Raw genomic sequence first — 17,130 nt, 5'->3', positions numbered from 1 at the left:
CTCGAACATTCGTACGAAAATGAAGTCATGGCCACCATCGACCGGCAGGCCGTCACACTGGCCCTGGCCCACGCGCTGTCGGCCGCGGAACGCGGTCTGGCCGTCATCCCCCTGTCCCGCACCAAGCTCCCGGCCCTGCGCTCCCCGCACCACGGCTCGGAACAGCCCTGCCGGGGCGAGTGCGGCCGCTTCGGGCACGGCGTGTACGACGCCTCCACCGACCCGGCCCGCATCCGCGCCCTGTTCGCCGCCGCGCCCTGGGCCACCGGCTACGGCATCGCCTGCGGACTGCCCCCGCACCACCTGATCGGCGTCGACCTGGACGTGAAGTCCGGCCAGGACGCCCCGGCCGCCCTGCGCGAGCTGGCCCTGCGACACCTGTTCACGATCCCGCCGACGGTCGTCGTGCAGACCCCCTCCGGAGGCCGTCACATCTGGCTCACCGGCCCGCCGGACGTGGTCGTCCCCAACTCCGCCGGCCGCCTCGCCCCCGGCATCGACATCCGGGGCGCGGGCGGCTACCTGGTCGGCCCCGGCTCCCGCACGGACCAGGGCGTGTACGCGGCCACGCCCGGCACGGACCGGCTGCCGCCCGCGCCCTGCCCGCCGGCCCTGCTGCGGCTGCTGCTTCCGCCGCCGCGCGCCGCCGCGGGGAGCCCCGGGGGCGGCCACGGTCACGGCCTGGTCCAGTTCGTCCTGGCCGCCCACGAGGGCCAGCGCAACACCCGCCTGTTCTGGGCGGCCTGCCGCGCCTACGAGAACGGCATCGGGCCCGCCCTCGCCGACGCCCTGGTGGACGCGGCCCGCACGACCGGGCTCACGGAGCGGGAGGCCAGGGCGACGGTCGCGTCGGCGCGGCGGATGACGGGGGTCTGACTTCTCGGCCGGACCCCGGTGTCACGGCGTGAAGACCTCGTCGAGCCGGTGGATCGCCCCGTCGTCCCCCAGCTCGTACTTGAACACCAGGCCCGAGTCCGGGTGCGCGTCCAGCCAGTCCAGCAGCTCCTGTACGCCGATCCGCTGGTTCTCGGTGCTCTCGACGATCGGGTTGGTCGCGGTGACGTACGCGCCCTGGTCCAGCGCCCAGCGGGACTCCTCGCCCGACACCACGAAGGGCGCCCCGTCGGTGTCCGGCTCCGGGCAGCCCCACGCCCCGTGCTGGATGATCAGGTTCACCTTGTCGGTGATGCCGTCGAGCTCCTCGTAGCCGTACAGCGCGAACTCGTCGGGGTCGTAGTCCTCGGGGTACGGCGCCTTGGTGACACAGTCGGCGGGCGTGGCGGTACCGGCGGGCGTACCGGCAGGGGCGCCAGAGGCATCAGGGGCGTCGCTGCCGTCGTCGGGCGATGTGGAAGGGACAGCGGAGGACGAGCCGTCCCCCTTGCCGGCGCCGCTGGACGGCGTGGCGCTGGCGCCGGGCCCGACGGCCCGGGCCTCGTCCCCCTTGCACCCGGTCAGCACAGCGCCCAGCGCGACAGCCACGAGCATCACGGCAGCAGATCTACGACGGCTTCTGGTGTTCATCGTCTCGTCCCCCCTGTCCCCGCACGGCCCCGACGGCCGTGTCCGGTCGGTCGGGGGACCGTAGCGAAAGGCCCTGACCTGCCGCGATACAGAAAACCCTTACGTCACGGATCCGGGACGAACCCGTCACCCGGAAGGGACGCACGGCCACCGGTCGAGCCTCAGGGGCCGGCGCCGTAGGAGCCGAGCAGCACCGCTCCGGCGCCCAGGACGGCGAGCTGGAGGAAGCCAGGAATCCACCACCGCAGCAGCAGAAGCCCCCCACCGGTGACGACCGCGCCACCGGTCAGGATCCACATCCCGCGCACGGCTTCCTCGGACGCGTCGGGCGCATTGCCGCTGTCGAAGGCGTCGCCCCAACTCGCCATCCCGTAGCGGAGGATCACCAGATACGCGATGACCATCAGATCGAGCACGAGCAGCGCGACACAGACCCCGACCTGCTCACCGACGGACGGCCGGGCCCGTTCGTCCCTCCGCGGATGTTGCCCCGTTGACCGCATACGGGCCAGCATCCCGGTTCGCCAGGGACGGCACATGAGCACAACTACTCAGTTCCCGGCCCGGGTTCAGTCGCCGGAGTAGCCCCAGAAATAGATCTCCCGAGGCTCACCGCGCTGATCGTGCAGGACGGCGCAACGCCCGTACCAGCGCCAGTGGTCGAACTCCTCGAACCGCGGCACATCGGCCCGCGTGAGCTTGCGCGCCCCCAGCACATGCAGGGCCTCCTCCTCGGTCACCGGCTTGACCGTCCCGATCTCCGGCTCGTCGTCCGGCCCGATCAGCCGGAAGATGTCGAGGATCGAGTGCGTGCCGTCGTGCTGGACCAGCTCATGCGCCCACAACTCCTCCTCGCTCTCCGGCCACGGCTCCCGCTCCTCCTCCGGCAGCCACGCGTCCCCCGGCCCCCAGTAGTAGTCCCGCTGCTCGAAAACCCTGCGCCGCAACCCCTCGAACGCCGCCCCCAGATCCTCCTGATACGGCACCGAGTAGTCCCACCCGGACGCACCCATACGCCCCTCCCCAACCAGCCCCACGAGAACGGCCGGACAGTAACAGCGGGCACTGACATCAGCGGGGCCCAAAACACGCAACGGCCCCCGGACAACGCGACGGCCCCCGGCCGGTGCGTCCGGTCGGGGGCCGTTCTCGCTGTTCTCACTGCGGAGGCGGTGGGATTTGAACCCACGGTGACATCGCTGCCACGACGGTTTTCAAGACCGTTCCCTTAGGCCGCTCGGGCACGCCTCCCCGCGGCGCCCGCGGTGGGCGGGCGGCGCGGGGACAAGAGTAACGGGTTGGTGGGGCGGCGCGTGGGTCAGTTGTCGCCGGTGCGGGAGGCGAGGGTGAGGTCGGTGGTCCTGGTCTTGCCGTCGCGTTCGTAGGTGAGGGTGACCTTGTCGCCGGGCTGGTGGGTCCAGATCTCGCCGATGAGGGTGGGGCCGGAGTCGATGACGGTGTCGTCGAGCTTGGTGATCACGTCGCCGGGCTTGAGGCCGGCCTTGGCGGCGGGGCCGCCCGGCTCGACGGCGTCGGAGCCGCTCGCGCCGGTGTCGGTGATCTTGGCGCCGCCGGTGGTGTCCTCCAGGGAGACGGAGGCGCCGATCTTGGCGTACACCGGCTTGCCGGTCTTGATCAGCTGCTGGGCGACGTACTTGGCCTGGTTGATCGGGATCGCGAAGCCCAGGCCGATGGAGCCGGACTGGCCGGAGCCGAAGCTGCCGTTGCTGGTGGACTGGATCGCGGAGTTGATGCCGATGACGTTGCCCTTGGCGTCCAGCAGCGGGCCGCCGGAGTTGCCCGGGTTGATGGAGGCGTCGGTCTGCAGGGCGCTCATGTAGGAGGCCTGGCTGCCGGAGCCGTCGCTGGAGGCGACCGGGCGGTTCTTGGCGCTGATGATGCCGGTGGTGACGGTGTTGGACAGCCCGAAGGGCGCGCCGATGGCGATCGTGGAGTCGCCGACGGCCACGTCGTCGGAGTTGCCGAGGGTCAGCGGCTTCAGGCCCGAGGGGGCGTTCTTGAGCTTGATGACCGCCACGTCGTAGCCCTGGGCGTGGCCGACCACCTCGGCGTCGTACTTCTTGCCGTCGGGGAACGTCGCCGACAGCTTGCCGCCATCCACGGCCTCCGCCACCACGTGGTTGTTGGTGACGATGTGGCCCTCGGTGTCGAAGACGAAGCCCGTGCCGGTGCCGCCCTCGCCGCTGCTGGACTCGGCCTGGATGGTGACCGTGCTGGGCAGCGCGCGGGCGGCGACGCCCGCGACCGTGCCCGGGTCGCGCTTGAGGTCGCCGCCGCTGTCGACGGCCGAGACGGTGGTGGAGCTGGTGTCGTCGTCCTTCGCGAGTGTGTAGCCGAGGCCGCCGCCGATGCCGCCCGCGACCAGCGCGGCCACCAGCACCGCCGCGAGCAGCCCGCCGCGGCCGCGCCGCTGCTGCTTCGGGACGGGCGGCTGGGCCGCCTGGTACGAGGCTCCCCAGGCGGGCGCGGGGTCCGTGCCGCCGTAGCCGCCGCCATAACCGCCGCCGTAGCCGCCGTCATGTCCACTGCCGCCGCCGTCGTAGGCGGGCGCCGGCGGGGGCGGCCAGGCGGCCTGCTGTGCGGGAGCGGCATGAGCGGGGGCCGGGGGCTGCGGGGCGGGCTGGGCGTACGCCGCCTCCTGGACCTGGTCCCTCGCCGGTGTCGGAGGCGTCAAAGGTGCCGAAGGCGCCGGGGCGGTGCTCTCGGGCGTCTGCGGGGAGGCCGCGGGAGTGTCCACCGGCACGGGAGGTGCGGACGGGGCCTGGGGAACCTCGGTGCCCTCGTTCTCGGTGCTCACAGCTTCTCTCCTCGATCCACGGCTGTCGTCGCTGCGCAGCTGCAATTTTGTATGCCGTCAGCTTTTCCCACGGGCCGTCAGAGCACCATAAGCGGTGCCTGTGGGTCCAGGGCCATCCTTTATATAGAACATTCTTCGCTTATCGGGCGCATTGCCGGTCCCTCGCGGAGGCGATCGGAATGCCACTCGGGCGTCACATGTACCCCCGGACGGTGGCACCATGACGCGGTGACCCACGCTCGACAGCACCACGTCCAGGTCGTCGCCCACCGAGGGGCCTCCGAGGACGCCCCGGAGCACACCCTGGCCGCGTACCGGAAGGCCATCGAGGACGGCGCCGACGCCCTCGAATGCGATGTACGGCTGACCGCGGACGGGCACCTCGTGTGCGTGCACGACCGCCGCGTCAACCGTACGTCCAACGGCCGCGGGGCCGTCTCCGCCCTGGAGCTCGCCGACCTCGCCGCCCTCGACTTCGGCTCCTGGAAGCGGGGCCAGGAGGAGCCCGACTGGGAGACCCGGCCCGAGGACCCCGCGGACACCTCCGTGCTCACCCTGGAGCGGCTGCTCCAACTCGTCGCCGACGCCGGGCGCCGGGTGGAGCTGGCGATCGAGACCAAGCACCCCACGCGCTGGGCCGGCCAGGTCGAGGAGCGGCTGCTGCTCCTGCTGAAGCGGTTCGGCCTCGACTCCCCGGCCTCAGCCGAGGAGTCCCCGGTGCGCGTCATGAGCTTCTCGGCGCGCTCGCTGCACCGGGTGCGGGCCGCGGCACCGGTCCTGCCGACGGTCTATCTGATGCAGTTCGTCTCGCCCCGGCTGCGCGACGGCCGGCTGCCCGCCGGAGTGCACATCGCGGGCCCGTCGATGCGGATCGTGCGCAACCACCCGGCGTACATCGAGCGGCTCAAGCGGGCCGGCCACCAGGTGCACGTATGGACGGTGAACGAGCCCGAGGACGTCGCGCTCTGCCTCGATCTCGGCGTCGACGCCATCATCACCAACCGCCCGCGCGCGGTGGCGGAGCTTCTCGGCCGCCGCTGAACACACGTTCACGCCCGTTGTGATCACGGGGAGTGCACCGGCGCGTTCGCTGCGTGTTCGATCGTTGCGAATGCGTCACCGGAACCGTATTGGCCGGTTTCCGGTACAGGCCAATGGGGCATCCACTCCGTGGCGTGGGGCGAAGGAGGTCTCGGGGGTGGCGTTGGTGGTGGCACAGGAGGTGCCCACGTCGTCGAGCATGGCCGTACCCCATGGCCCTGCGGGCGTGGGGGAAGCGAGACACCGTATGCGCGCTCAGCTGCGCAGTGGTGGGGTGGCGGAATCGGTCATCGACGACGCCGTACTGATCCTTTCCGAACTGCTGAGCAACGCGTGCAAACACGGCCGGCCCCTGGGCGACGCCCTGGCCGGAGACGGTGACGTCCGGGCCGCATGGCGCGTGGACCCGGACGGCCGTCTCGTGGTGGAGGTGACGGACGGCGGCGGACCGACCCGACCGGCCCCGGCCACCCCGTCGGTCACCGCGCACGGCGGCCGCGGGCTGAACATCATCACCGCGCTCTCCGACGACTGGGGCGTACGCGACGACGCGTGCGGCGAGGTCACCGTATGGGTCGTGGTCCACGACGCCGTTCATGATCCTGATGCCGGGCACCGCCGCGACGATTTCGCTACGCGCGTCACAGCCCCGTCGGTGCCGGTCATCGCGGGGCTGGACTTCGCGGACGCCTTCGACGACCTGGACTGAAGGCCCCCTCCGGCACCGGCGCGGTTGTCCACGATCGCCCCGTCGTCCACAGGGTCCCGTCCCTCGCGGCGCGAACGGCTAGGCTCGGCGCCCGTACGAGACGCGCCGTAACCGGGAGACCCCACGATGGCCAAGAAGCGACCCCAGACAAAGGCCAAGCAGCCCCAGCTCACCGACGGAGAGATCCCGGTCGTCGGTGCCCGCGAGCCCTGCCCGTGCGGCAGCGGCCGCCGTTACAAGGCCTGTCACGGCCGGGCCGCCGCGCAGGCCGTGACCGAGCTGGTGCACCGCCCGTTCGAGGGCCTCGCGGGCGAGTGCGACTGGGTCGCGCTGCGCGAGCTGGTGCCGGCGGCGACGGCGGAGCTGACCCTCAAGGGCGGCCTGCCCGACGGCGTCCCCTCGGTCACGCTGGCGACGGTGCTGCCGATGGCCTGGCCCGCGCTGCGCCGCGAGGACGGCTCGGTGCTGCTCGGCCTGCAGAACGACACGGCGTCCGGCGACATCAGCCGCGACCTCGCCGACAACCTGCAGCGCGCCCTGGAGGCCGACCCGGGCACGCCCGTTCAGGGCCGCCGCGCCCCGGCCGACGGTCCGCGGCTGCAGGATCTGCTCGACGCGGACGCCTCTTTCGAGCCGGTCGTGCACAGCGGCTTCGAGTTCTGGGTCCCGGACGCGGAGAACGCCACGCCGGAGGTGGCCGCCTCCCTGGAGCGGGCCAACGCCGCCGCCGTCCCCACCGTGAAGCTGGCGGGGGTCGACGCGGCCTACTGGTGCGAGACCCCGGAGAAGAACCACCTGCGGTGGGTCATGCCGCACCCGGAGGAGCGGCTTCTGGACGCGCTCGCGCGCCTGCACGCCGCGGGCCGCTCCAGCCTGGGCGAGGGCACCCGTCTGGTGGGCTCCTTCCGTGCTCACGGGCTCACGGTCCCGGTCTGGGACCTGCCGAGCGGGGTCGGCGCCGAGGACGTGGAGAAGCCGGCCGCCGAGTTCGCCGAGCGTCTCGCCACCGCCCTCGCGACGGACGCGCCGCTCACCCCGGAGGAGCGCCGTGCCCGCGGCGGTCTGACCAACCGACAGGTCACGCTCAGCTGACGCACAGCGGGTGGCTGACCGACCGGTCAGCCACCCCCGGCTTCCCGGCCGCGGCGGCATCGCGCCCGATTCCCGCTCCGCGCGCGCCCGATCGGTGTCCGAATAGCCGAGGAAAATCGGAGATCGAATTTGCGAACAGCCGATCTCTTGTTACCGTTCCAGTAGCCCGGTTGCTGGTGCATCCCCCGTCGCCAGCAACCGGGTCTTTGCGTCTCCGGACCGTCGCACGGCCGACTGTACGGAACGCCGCCACGCGTCAACTGGCCGTGAGCGAAGGGGAGTTGAGCGGTCCGACCGGTTTCGCCGGAGCCGGTGCTAGGAGTTGCTCCCCGACCGCAGCAGCAGCGGCCCGTCGGGGCGAGTGCCCGCGAATTCCGCGACCGCGGTGTAGCTCGCCGCCTCCGCCCGAGTGCGTTCCCGGGGAGTCTCACAGGAGGCCGGCTCGTCCCCGGCACTCACCGCACAGCGCATCTGGACCGTCCGCGCACCCGGCCCCATGAGACTCAACACGGCTCGGAGCGGCTCCCCTGTGCCATTGCGGTAGTAGGTGCGCGCCCAGGTGTCATCGCCCTGAGTCAGCACACACGTCTGCGCCTCCATGCCCTCGGGCGAGGTGAGTTCGGGTCCGCAGCGGGCCGCGGTGGCCGTACCGATACCGAGCAGCAGCGGCGTACGAGCGGCCCCGGCCGCAGATCCCTTGGCGTCGACTCCGCCGGACGCGCCGACCCTGTCGGACGCATCGGCCCCGTCGGACGTACCGAGCCCGTCGGACGCACCGACGCCGTCCGCCGCGCGATCGCCGGACCCACCCGCCCCACTGGCCCCCTCAGCCCCAACTGAACCACTGGATGCACCAGAAGCACCGGGGGCACCAGACGCCCCCTCCGCCCCCGCCTCCCGCACCTCCCGCGAGGCATGCGCGGGCAGTCGTACGGTCGTGCGCTCGTCGTCCCCCGCGGGCCCCGCGGACGCCACGGCCAGCGGCAACGCGATCGCGCAGGCCGCGACGCCCGCGAGGGCGAGGAGACGAAGGTTCATGAGGGGGACGATAACGAGCAAAAACGGGCGCCCGGTTCCGTGCGCGCCCGACACCCCTACAACTCGGGGGCGCTCACACCCGTACGAGTGAGGGCGTCGACGACCGCGTCCACCACGGCCTCCACGTCGGGGACCCAGGGCGAGGCCGAGCCGGGCAGCGGTGCGCGTTCCCAGCGGACGGCGCCCTCGCCGGTCGAGGACGGCGGAAGGGTGATGTAGCCGCCCTCGCCGTGGAAGCGCAGGGAGCCGGGCACGAAGTCCTTGGCGTAGAGCAGCTCACCCAACTGCTCCATCGTGTACGGCCGCACGAGGACGAACCAGCGGGTCGGCGTGGCGACGACCGGGCCGAGGCGCATGCCGCCGCGGTCGAGGGCGGCCAGGGCGCGCGCGGCGGCCGCGGCGGGCAGGCTGACCGCGCACGGGGCCCGGCCGCCGGTGGCGAGCACGATCGGGGCGGTGGGCCGGTTGGTCCACCACCAGCGGACCATGCGCTCGTCGGTGCTGGCGGCGAGCAGCCCGGGGTCGAAGGGATGGGCGCCGGGCACCGTGCACTCGGGGTCGGGGCAGCCGCAGCGGGAGCGCCCCTGCGGATCGGCCGCCACGCCGGGAAGTACGGGCCACTGCCACTGAGTCGCGATGGTCAGGGCCGTGCCGATCAGCTCAGGCCTCCCGTCACCTCGCCTGGACAGGAGCCTGCGTCGCCTTCCGAGGATCTCGCGCATGAGCGCTCGTTCCTTTCCGTTGCACGCCTGGCAACACCGTGGGCCACATACACCATGTGTCGATCACTGCACTGTGCGTACCTGCCGGCGCATCACACCCCTGTGAAACACCCCTGCGAACAACACGGGGATCATCCCTGACGGATCCAGCGTCGGGCTTCGGCCGTGTCGGCGGCCGATGCTGCCGGCGGGCCACCGGGGCCGTGCCGACCGTTCTGTCCGTACTCGTCTGTCCGTACTCGCCGTGCGCGTCGTACTCGTCGTACCGGTTCTGTTGCTGCACGGGCGTGGCGTGGGGTGGCGAAGTCTGGCGTTTGCCGTCCCGCGTAGTTCTCTCCGCCTCCGCCACGGGAGGATGGGGCACGGTCGTCGGTGGATAGGACGCCCGGGTCCGTCGCCAGGTTCCGGGTGGCCCCCAACCACCCCTGGCCTTCTCCGAGTACGTACCCATCACGACCGCTGTGACGCTCCGTCGAGCAAGCCCAGTCGACCGCAAGAGGGCGTTGCCCGAGTCGGTTTTAAGCCAACTTTGCCTTTCTGTAAGAGGAACGTCCACCCATCCCGGAAGGCACATGGACACCAGGAATCCCGGCAGGACAATGCTGGACATCCCCTCACGAGTGCGTGTACATGTGGAGACACTGCAGCGGTGCAGAATGACATGGGGGTTTGCGATGCTTTTCAGCAAAACGAACCGGTCGGAAAGCCGGACGCCATGAACGCCCCGCACCCTCCGAAAGTGGCCGGAATCGATTCAACGGTTCCCTCGCCCGCACACACTGTCGCGCCCGCGCCCGTCGCAGCCGACGTCTCCTCCGTCACCACCGGCCCCGGCGTCCTGCTCCAGGACCGCCTCGCCGGCTGGGTCTCGGACCTCACCACCCTGCACGAACTGACCGAACGCCTGGTCCGCACCGACACCATGGCCGACGCCGTCCAGGAACTGCTGCGCGCCGGAGCCGCACTGGTGGGCGCCCGGCGTGGTCTGGTCGTCCTGGAACCCGGCGCGGAGCGTGGCCCGCGCACGACCGTCGGCCTCGGTCTCGCCCCGGCCGATCTCGGCCATATCGAGACCGTGCCCCGCGGCTCGCTGCCGTACGGCGAACTCCTCGACACCCCGGCCGGCCTGCCCGGCGGCGTGGCCGAGATCGTGCGCTCAGATCTGCTCGCCGAGGACGGCCTCGACCCCCGCCACCGCGAGGTGGCCCGCCGCCTCGGCTTCGCCGCCAGCTACGCCCTCCCCCTGTCCACCGAGTCCGCCGGCCGTCTCGGCGCCGCGGTGTGGCTGTACGACGAGCCCGCCGAGCCGGTCGAGCGCCGACGCCACCTCGTCGGCCTCTACGCCCGCTACGCCACCGAGCACCTCGCGCGGCTTCTGGAGGTCGAGCACACGCGCGCGTGCATGGCCACGATGTCCGAGGAACTGCTGCCCTCCCGCCTCCCCCGCGTGGCCGGCGTCCAGCTGGCCGCGCGGCACCGCACCTGCGCCCTCGGCGGCGGCGACTGGTACGACGCCCTGCCGCTGCCCGACGCGGCCCTCGGGCTCGCCGTCGGCTCGGTCACCGGGTCGGGGCCGAGCGCGGTCGCCGCGATGGGCCGGCTGCGCGCCAGCTTGCGGGCGTACGCCGTGATGGAGGGCGAGGACCCGGTCGCCGTCCTGTCCGACCTGGAGCTGCTGCTGCGGCTGACCGAGCCCGCCCGCTCCGCGACCGCCCTGTTCGCCTACTGCGAGCCCGCCGGGCGCAAGCTCACCCTCGCCGGGGCCGGGCACTGCCCGCCGCTGCTGGTCGGCGAGCGGCGCACCGAGTTCGTGGAGACCTCGGTGTCGGCGCCGCTGGGCATGCTCGCCTGCTGGGAGGCGCCGAGCGTGGAGATCGAGGCCGAGGAGGGCGAGACGGTTCTGCTCTACACGGACGGCCTGCTGCACCGCACCGGCGACCCCGTCGACCGCGCCTTCGCCCGGCTGCACGCCGCCGCCTCGGGCGCCCCGCGGGCCGTGCGCCGCGACCCCGAGGCGCTCGCCGACCATGTGCTGCGCACCGTACTGCCGGACGGGCTGGATTCGGCCGACAGCGACGAGGATGTCGTGCTCATGGCGGCCCGCTTCGAGTGAGGCTGGTAACAGGTCCTTGGGGCCTTGGGCACCTTACGTACGACCGTACGATGGACATGGTCCAATGCCGTACCAAGGAGGATGACCGTGGCCGACGAACTCCCGGCTGTGCCCGACGACGCTGTTGCCGCAGCGGGCCCGGAGACCTCTGAAGAAGCCCCCGTCAAGCAGCGGAAGAACGGTCTGTACCCGGGCGTGTCCGACGAGCTTGCCGAGAACATGAAGAGCGGCTGGGCCGACACCGAGCTGCGCGACCTGGAGCCGATCGCCCAGGCCGCCGAGACCGCCGCCCGCCGCGCCGCGCTGTCCGCCCGCTTCCCCGGCGAGCGCCTGGTGATCCCCGCGGGCAACCTGAAGACCCGCTCGAACGACACGGAGTACGCCTTCCGGGCGTCCGTCGAGTACGCGTACCTCACCGGCAACCAGACCGAGGACGGCGTCCTCGTCCTGGAGCCCAAGGGCGAGGGCCACGAGGCCACGATCTACCTGCTGCCGCGCTCCGACCGGGAGAACGGCGAGTTCTGGCTGTCCGGCCAGGGCGAGCTGTGGGTCGGCCGCCGGCACTCCCTGACCGAGGCGGAGCAGCTGTACGGCATCCCCGCCTCCGACGTCCGCGAGCTGACGGACAAGCTCCGCGAGGCCACCGGCCCGGTCCGCGTCGTGCGCGGCTACGACGCCGGCATCGAGGCCGCGCTCACCGACAAGGTCACCGCCGAGCGCGACGAGGAGCTGCGGGTCTTCCTCTCCGAGGCGCGCCTGGTCAAGGACGACTTCGAGATCGGCGAGCTGCAGAAGGCCGTCGACTCGACCGTGCGCGGCTTCGAGGACGTGGTGAAGGTCCTCGACAAGGCCGAGGCCACCTCCGAGCGGTACATCGAGGGCACGTTCTTCCTCCGCGCGCGCGTGGAGGGCAACGATGTCGGCTACGGCACCATCGCCGCGGCCGGTCCGCACGCCTGCACCCTGCACTGGGTGCGCAACGACGGGCCCGTGCGCTCCGGCGACCTGCTGCTGCTCGACGCGGGCGTCGAGACGCACACGTACTACACGGCCGACGTCACACGGACCCTGCCGGTCGACGGCCGGTACTCGGAGATCCAGAAGAAGATCTACGACGCCGTGTACGAGGCCCAGGAGGCCGGCATCGCCGCGGTGAAGCCGGGCGCGAAGTACCGGGACTTCCACGACGCGGCCCAGCGGGTGCTGGCCGAGAAGCTCGTCGAGTGGGGCCTGGTCGAGGGGCCGGTCGAGCGGGTCCTGGACCTGGGGCTCCAGCGGCGGTGGACGCTGCACGGGACCGGGCACATGCTGGGCATGGACGTCCACGACTGCGCTGCCGCGCGGACCGAGACGTATGTGGAAGGCGTCCTCGAGCCGGGGATGTGCCTCACGGTGGAGCCGGGGCTGTACTTCCAGGCCGATGATCTGACCGTGCCCGAGGAGTACCGGGGCATCGGGGTGCGGATCGAGGACGACATCCTGGTGACGGAGGACGGCAACCGGAACCTTTCGGCCGGATTGCCTCGGCGTTCTGATGAGGTCGAGGCGTGGATGGCGGCTCTGAACGGGGCTCAGAGCTGATCTGCCGTCTGCGGGCCGTCTGTGGCTGATCGCGCAGTTCCCCGCGCCCCTGAGGGCGTCGGTCTTGATCTGCATCTGGATGCAGATGCCTCTTCCGGGCGTCGTGCGGGGCTCGAGCGAGCCCTGCGCGACGCCGTTCGGGACGGGCGGCTCGCGCCCGGGGCTCTGTTGCCTGCCACTCGGCGGCTCGCGGAGGAGTTGGGGCTGTCGCGGGGGACCGTGAAGGCCGCTTATGACCAGCTCGTCGCCGAGGGGTATCTGACGGCGCGGCAGGGGGCCGGGACGCAGGTCGCGGCGCTGCTGCCGGTCGCCGCCGGGCCGGTGGAGGTCGCCGCACGCGCGCGTGGGCCGCTCTTCGATCTGCGGCCCGGGAGCCCGGACGTGGGCACGTTCCCGGTGGCGGCCTGGTCGCGGGCGGTGCGCAAGGCCATGGCGGCGGCGCCGTCCGCGGCGTACGACTACGGCGATCCGCGTGGGCGGATCGAGTTGCGGGCCGCGCTGTCGGGGTATCTCGGGCGGACGCGAGGTGTGGTCGCGCCGGTCGAGCGGATCGTCGTCACCTCCGGGTATGTGCAGGCGCTCGCGCTGCTGACGCGGGTGCTCGGGGGCGGCGAGTTCGCCATGGAGGACCCGGGGCTGGCGTTCCACCGGGACGTGGTGCGGCGGGGCGGGGGGACCGTGGTGCCCGTGCCGGTGGACGAATCAGGCCTCTGTGTCGAGGCGTTGGGGGGTCCGGCCGCCGTCGTCGTCACGCCCGCGCATCAGTACCCGACCGGGGTCACCCTGCGTCCCGAGCGGCGGCGGGCGCTCACCGACTGGGCACGCGCGCGTGGGGCGCTGATCGTCGAGGACGACTACGACGGGGAGTTCCGCTACGACCGGCAGCCCGTCGGGGCGTTGCAGGGGGTGGCACCGGAACAGGTCGTCTATGTGGGCACCGCCTCCAAAACGCTCGGGCCCGCGCTGCGGCTGGGCTGGATGGTGCTGCCCCGGCATCTGGTCGACGCGGTCGCCGAGGCCAAGCTGTACAGCGACCACCACACCGAGGTGCTCGGTCAGCTGGCGCTCGCCGAACTGATCGACAGTCATGCGTACGACCGTCATGTACGGGCCTGCCGACTGCGCTACCGGCGCCGCCGGGACCTCCTCCTGGAGCGGTTGGGGACGCGGCGGCGGGTGCGCGGGATCGCGGCCGGGCTGCACGCGCTGGTGGAGGTCGACGACGAGGACGCGGCGGTCGGACGGGCCGAGGCCCGCGGCCTCGCGGTGGGGCGGCTCGGGGACCACTGGCACGCGCCCGCTGCGGGGCGGCCACAGGGCCTGGTCGTGGGATACGGGACCCCTCGGGAGTCGGCCTACGCGGAGGCGCTCGATGTGCTGGTGAGGGTGCTGGGCTGAGGTCCGGACCAGATGCCGGGGCCGGACGCCGGGCTGAATTGGGCCAATGATGAGGCCGGGAATTGGGTCTGCCCGGCGGTCCACCGCGCTCCTAGTGTCGTAGGCATGACGAACTCGCTGGTCCCTCCCGCCGGTCCCCGCCGGACCCTCGCCCTCGCCCAGCTGAGCAACTCGGTCGGCGACGGTGCCTTCTACACGACGTCGGCCCTCTACTTCACCCAGATCGTCGGCCTCGCCCCCGCGCGCGTGGGCCTGGGGCTGACCCTCGGGTGGGCGGTCGGGTCGCTGGTGGGGGTGCCGCTCGGGCGGTTCGCCGACCGGCGCGGGGCGCGCGGTACGGCGGTGCTGCTGGCGTTCGCCACGGCGCTGGCGGTGGCGTCCTTCACCGTGGTGCGCGGGTTCGTGCCGTTCGTGCTGGTGGCCTGCGCGTACGCGGCCGCGCAGTCCGGGCTCGCGGCGGCCCGGCAGGCGCTGCTGGCGGGGCTGGTGTCCGCCGCCGAGCGCACCGGGCTGCTGGCGCATCTGCAGTCCACCCTCAACGCCGGTCTGGCGGTCGGGGCGGGGCTCGGCGGACTCGCGTTGCAGGCGGGGACGCGGGGCGCCTATCTGGCGGTGTTCGCGCTGGACGCGGTGAGCTTCCTGGTGTGTGCGCTGCTGTTGCTGAGGCTTCCCGCTGTGGCGCCGGCGACGGGGGACCGGCGCCACGGCGGGGCACAGGATCGGCTGGGGGTGCTGCGGGACCGGCCGTATGCGCTGGTGGCGTTGCTGAACACCGTGCTGCTGCTGCGGCTTCCGCTGCTGAGCCTGGTGCTGCCGCTGTGGATCACCCGGCGGACCGACGCCCCGGCCTGGCTGGTGTCGGCGCTGTTCGTGCTCAACACCGGTGCGGTGATGCTGTTCCAGGTGCGGGCGGCCCGGCGGGTGACGGGGGTCGGCTCGGCGAACCGGGCGCTGCGGCACGCCGGTTGGGTGATGCTGGCCGCGTGTGCGGTGTTCGCGCTGTCGGCGGGGGCCTCGCTGTGGGCGGCCGTCGGGTTCCTGGTGCTGGGGGCCGTGCTTCAGGTGATCGCCGAGATGGGTCAGTCGGCGGGGTCCTGGCAGCTGTCGTTCGACCTGGCGCCGGAGGGGCGGGTCGGTGAGTACCAGGGCCTGTTCGGCACCGGCGTGACCGTCGCCCGCACCCTCGGCCCGCTGGTGCTGACGGCCCTGGTGGTGGAGTGGGGCACCCCGGGCTGGCTGCTGCTGGGCGCGGCGATGGTGGCGGCGTCGTACGGGATGGGTCCCGTCTCGCGGTGGGCGGCGGGGCGACGGGCCGACGAGGCGGCAGCCGGGGCCGATGCCGAGACGGCGGTCCTGGCCGGGGCCTAGGCGGCGGTCCCGGCCGGGCCTAGGCGGCGTCCCGGCCGAGGCCGAGGCGGCCACCCGATGCCGAGGCGGCTACCCGGTCCGAGGTCAGGACGCTGTCACGAGTGGAGCGTTGTCCCGCCACTTGAGCATCTTGTCGAAGCTCACCACCGCCCCGCCCCGGCCCGGCTTGTTGCCGATGTGGACGTGGTCGGCGAGCTCCTCGATGAGGCACAGGCCCCGGCCGTGCTCGGCGTCCGAGTGAGCCGGCCGGGCCACCGGGGAGGGGGAGAAGCCCGGGCCCGAGTCGGCGACCTCGATGCGGCACTTCTCGCCGTCGAGGTAGGCGGTGACCCGGTACGCCTCCGAAGTACTCCCGCCCGCGGTGCCCCCGCCGTGCTCGACGGCGTTGGCGCAGGCCTCGGTGAGCGCGACGGACAGGTCGTAGGAGATGTCCGGGTCCACCCCCGCGGTCTCCATCGTGCCGAGCAGCAGACGCCGGGCGAGCGGGACGCTCGCGGCCTCGCGCCGCAAGTGGAGTGACCACCAGATGCTCATGCTCCAGCCTCCTGGCCGCGGCTCGACATACCGATACCTATTGCCACGAGTGCCCGAACGTAAGCGTTCATTCAGCGTGATGCCGCCCATATGGGGGATGTGCCGGGCGCGCCATTCGGTGTATGTGGGGCGGGAGGGCGCCGGAGGGGAGCGGTCCGGGCAGAAGGTGATCTTCCGGATCGTAGGACGCGTACGGAATCTTGCGGACCTGCCGTAGGGCGCCCATAAGGCCAGTGCGATGATGAGCCCGCCATGTCTGCCCCCCACGCGCGCGCGAAGCGCTCCGGAGTCCGGCTCCGGATCCTGCGGGCCGCGGTGTTCGCCGCGGTCTGTGTCGTGCTGTCCGGGGCCGGACATGCCCTCGCCTCCTGCGCCGCGGTTCCGCTGTGGGCGCTGGGCGCGGGCTTCGTGGCCGTACTCGCGGTGGTGGCGCCGTTCGCCGGGCGCGAGCGCACCCTGCCCGGGATCGCGGCCCTGCTGACGGTCGGGCAGACGGTGCTGCACACCCTGTTCGGACTGGGCCAGCACGGTACGGCGGTCATGGCCGCCCCGGCCGGGAGCGACACCGCGCTGGTCGACCGGGCCGCGCGGCTGCTGTGCGGGACCACCGCGGCGGCGCTCAGCCCCGCCCAGGCCCAGCGCATCCTCACCGACGCGCGCCTGCTGCCGACCGGCGGCTCGGGCGCGGGCGCCGGTGTGCACACGGCGCACGATCCGGCGGACGCGCTGTCCACCACGGCCGGTTCCTCCGCGTCCCTGCTGCCCTCGCTGCCGATGCTGCTCGGTCACGCCCTCGCTGCGCTGGCCGTCGGCTGGCTGCTGCGCCATGGCGATCTGGCCCTGCTGCGGCTGGTCCGGCTGTCGGCGCACGGGGTCGCCGAGGGGGCGCTCGTACGTTCCCTGCGCGGGGCGCTCGCGCTGGTGCGCGCCCTGCGTGCCGGGCTTCCGGGCGCGCCCGTGGCAGGTCCGCGCCCGACGCGCGCGGCTTCTCTCGCGCCTCCTGAACTCCGTACGACCGCACTCCAGCACACGGTGATCCGGCGCGGCCCGCCCGCCGCCGCGCTCGCCCTCGCCGCCTGACGCGACCGCAGCACCGCCCCGGGATCTTCCCTGATCCGGTGGGAGGGCCGGCCGCGCCGAGCGGCACACGCGTGTGCGCCGATCTCCGCCGTCCTCTGTGACGTTCTCACCG

At 72.7% G+C, this 17,130-nt stretch carries 16 protein-coding genes and 1 tRNA gene; 9 read left to right on the top strand and 8 right to left on the bottom strand.

Annotation, left to right across the window (positions count from 1 at the left end):
- The first annotated feature begins 27 nt into the window (after nt 1-27).
- Nucleotides 28-876, top strand: coding sequence for a bifunctional DNA primase/polymerase (locus RKD23_RS19460; RefSeq protein WP_424854818.1), 849 nt, complete (start codon nt 28-30; stop codon nt 874-876).
- Nucleotides 877-897: 21 nt separating this feature from the next.
- On the opposite strand, the gene RKD23_RS19455 is transcribed toward RKD23_RS19460, so the two are convergent.
- The 5 genes from RKD23_RS19455 to RKD23_RS19435 form a co-directional block, all read right to left on the bottom strand.
- Nucleotides 898-1,524: a hypothetical protein gene (locus tag RKD23_RS19455; protein ID WP_424854817.1), complete on the bottom strand. Its 627-nt coding sequence runs from the start codon at nt 1,522-1,524 to the stop codon at nt 898-900.
- Between the two features lie 161 nt (nt 1,525-1,685).
- Nucleotides 1,686-2,027 (bottom strand): hypothetical protein, encoded by a 342-nt coding sequence (locus RKD23_RS19450; RefSeq protein WP_424854816.1) that lies wholly within the window; start codon nt 2,025-2,027, stop codon nt 1,686-1,688.
- A 66-nt stretch (nt 2,028-2,093) separates the two neighbouring features.
- Nucleotides 2,094-2,537, bottom strand: coding sequence for a hypothetical protein (locus RKD23_RS19445; protein WP_424854815.1), 444 nt, complete (start codon nt 2,535-2,537; stop codon nt 2,094-2,096).
- A gap of 151 nt (nt 2,538-2,688) precedes the next feature.
- A tRNA-Ser gene (locus RKD23_RS19440) sits at nt 2,689-2,775 on the bottom strand.
- Nucleotides 2,776-2,842: 67 nt separating this feature from the next.
- Nucleotides 2,843-4,342 (bottom strand): S1C family serine protease, encoded by a 1,500-nt coding sequence (locus RKD23_RS19435; protein ID WP_424854814.1) that lies wholly within the window; start codon nt 4,340-4,342, stop codon nt 2,843-2,845.
- A 228-nt stretch (nt 4,343-4,570) separates the two neighbouring features.
- On the opposite strand from RKD23_RS19435, the gene RKD23_RS19430 reads away from it, so the two are divergent.
- The 3 genes from RKD23_RS19430 to RKD23_RS19420 all read left to right on the top strand — a co-directional run bounded on the left by RKD23_RS19430 (nt 4,571) and on the right by RKD23_RS19420 (nt 7,184).
- Nucleotides 4,571-5,383: a glycerophosphodiester phosphodiesterase gene (locus RKD23_RS19430; protein ID WP_424854813.1), complete on the top strand. Its 813-nt coding sequence runs from the start codon at nt 4,571-4,573 to the stop codon at nt 5,381-5,383.
- Between the two features lie 70 nt (nt 5,384-5,453).
- Nucleotides 5,454-6,092, top strand: coding sequence for an ATP-binding protein (locus RKD23_RS19425; protein WP_424858284.1), 639 nt, complete (start codon nt 5,454-5,456; stop codon nt 6,090-6,092).
- 126 nt (nt 6,093-6,218) lie between these two features.
- Nucleotides 6,219-7,184, top strand: coding sequence for a DUF5926 family protein (locus RKD23_RS19420; protein WP_424854812.1), 966 nt, complete (start codon nt 6,219-6,221; stop codon nt 7,182-7,184).
- Nucleotides 7,185-7,499: 315 nt separating this feature from the next.
- Here the strand turns inward: RKD23_RS19420 and RKD23_RS19415 are convergent, their stop codons facing one another.
- Together RKD23_RS19415 and RKD23_RS19410 are read right to left on the bottom strand one after the other, a co-directional pair.
- Nucleotides 7,500-8,222, bottom strand: coding sequence for a hypothetical protein (locus RKD23_RS19415; RefSeq protein WP_424854811.1), 723 nt, complete (start codon nt 8,220-8,222; stop codon nt 7,500-7,502).
- A gap of 56 nt (nt 8,223-8,278) precedes the next feature.
- Complete coding sequence (locus RKD23_RS19410; protein WP_424854810.1) at nt 8,279-8,944, bottom strand: bifunctional DNA primase/polymerase; 666 nt, start codon at nt 8,942-8,944, stop codon at nt 8,279-8,281.
- Nucleotides 8,945-9,659: 715 nt separating this feature from the next.
- On the opposite strand from RKD23_RS19410, the gene RKD23_RS19405 reads away from it, so the two are divergent.
- The 4 genes from RKD23_RS19405 (at nt 9,660) to RKD23_RS19390 (ending at nt 15,404) form a co-directional block, all read left to right on the top strand.
- Nucleotides 9,660-11,057, top strand: coding sequence for a PP2C family protein-serine/threonine phosphatase (locus tag RKD23_RS19405; protein ID WP_424854809.1), 1,398 nt, complete (start codon nt 9,660-9,662; stop codon nt 11,055-11,057).
- A gap of 81 nt (nt 11,058-11,138) precedes the next feature.
- Nucleotides 11,139-12,638, top strand: a complete 1,500-nt coding sequence (locus RKD23_RS19400) for an aminopeptidase P family protein (protein WP_424854808.1) — start codon at nt 11,139-11,141, stop codon at nt 12,636-12,638.
- Nucleotides 12,639-12,659: 21 nt separating this feature from the next.
- Complete coding sequence (locus tag RKD23_RS19395; RefSeq protein ID WP_424854807.1) at nt 12,660-14,036, top strand: PLP-dependent aminotransferase family protein; 1,377 nt, start codon at nt 12,660-12,662, stop codon at nt 14,034-14,036.
- Nucleotides 14,037-14,141: 105 nt separating this feature from the next.
- The gene (locus RKD23_RS19390) at nt 14,142-15,404 is read left to right on the top strand and encodes an MFS transporter (protein WP_424854806.1); all 1,263 of its coding nucleotides are present in this window, start codon (nt 14,142-14,144) and stop codon (nt 15,402-15,404) included.
- Nucleotides 15,405-15,488: 84 nt separating this feature from the next.
- On the opposite strand, the gene RKD23_RS19385 is transcribed toward RKD23_RS19390, so the two are convergent.
- Nucleotides 15,489-15,938: an ATP-binding protein gene (locus RKD23_RS19385; protein ID WP_424854805.1), complete on the bottom strand. Its 450-nt coding sequence runs from the start codon at nt 15,936-15,938 to the stop codon at nt 15,489-15,491.
- Between the two features lie 252 nt (nt 15,939-16,190).
- Here RKD23_RS19385 and RKD23_RS19380 point away from each other — a divergent pair, with 252 nt between their 5' ends.
- On the top strand, nt 16,191-17,018 hold the full coding sequence (locus tag RKD23_RS19380) for a hypothetical protein (protein WP_424854804.1): 828 nt from the start codon (nt 16,191-16,193) through the stop codon (nt 17,016-17,018).
- The last annotated feature ends 112 nt before the right edge of the window (nt 17,019-17,130 follow it).

Origin of the sequence: Streptomyces sp. SAI-170, from assembly GCF_049739565.1 — a bacterium.
Lineage (GTDB): Bacteria > Actinomycetota > Actinomycetes > Streptomycetales > Streptomycetaceae > Streptomyces.
The sequence above is the reverse complement of the archived record's forward strand: the minus strand, read 5'-3'. Positions and strand labels throughout refer to the sequence as shown.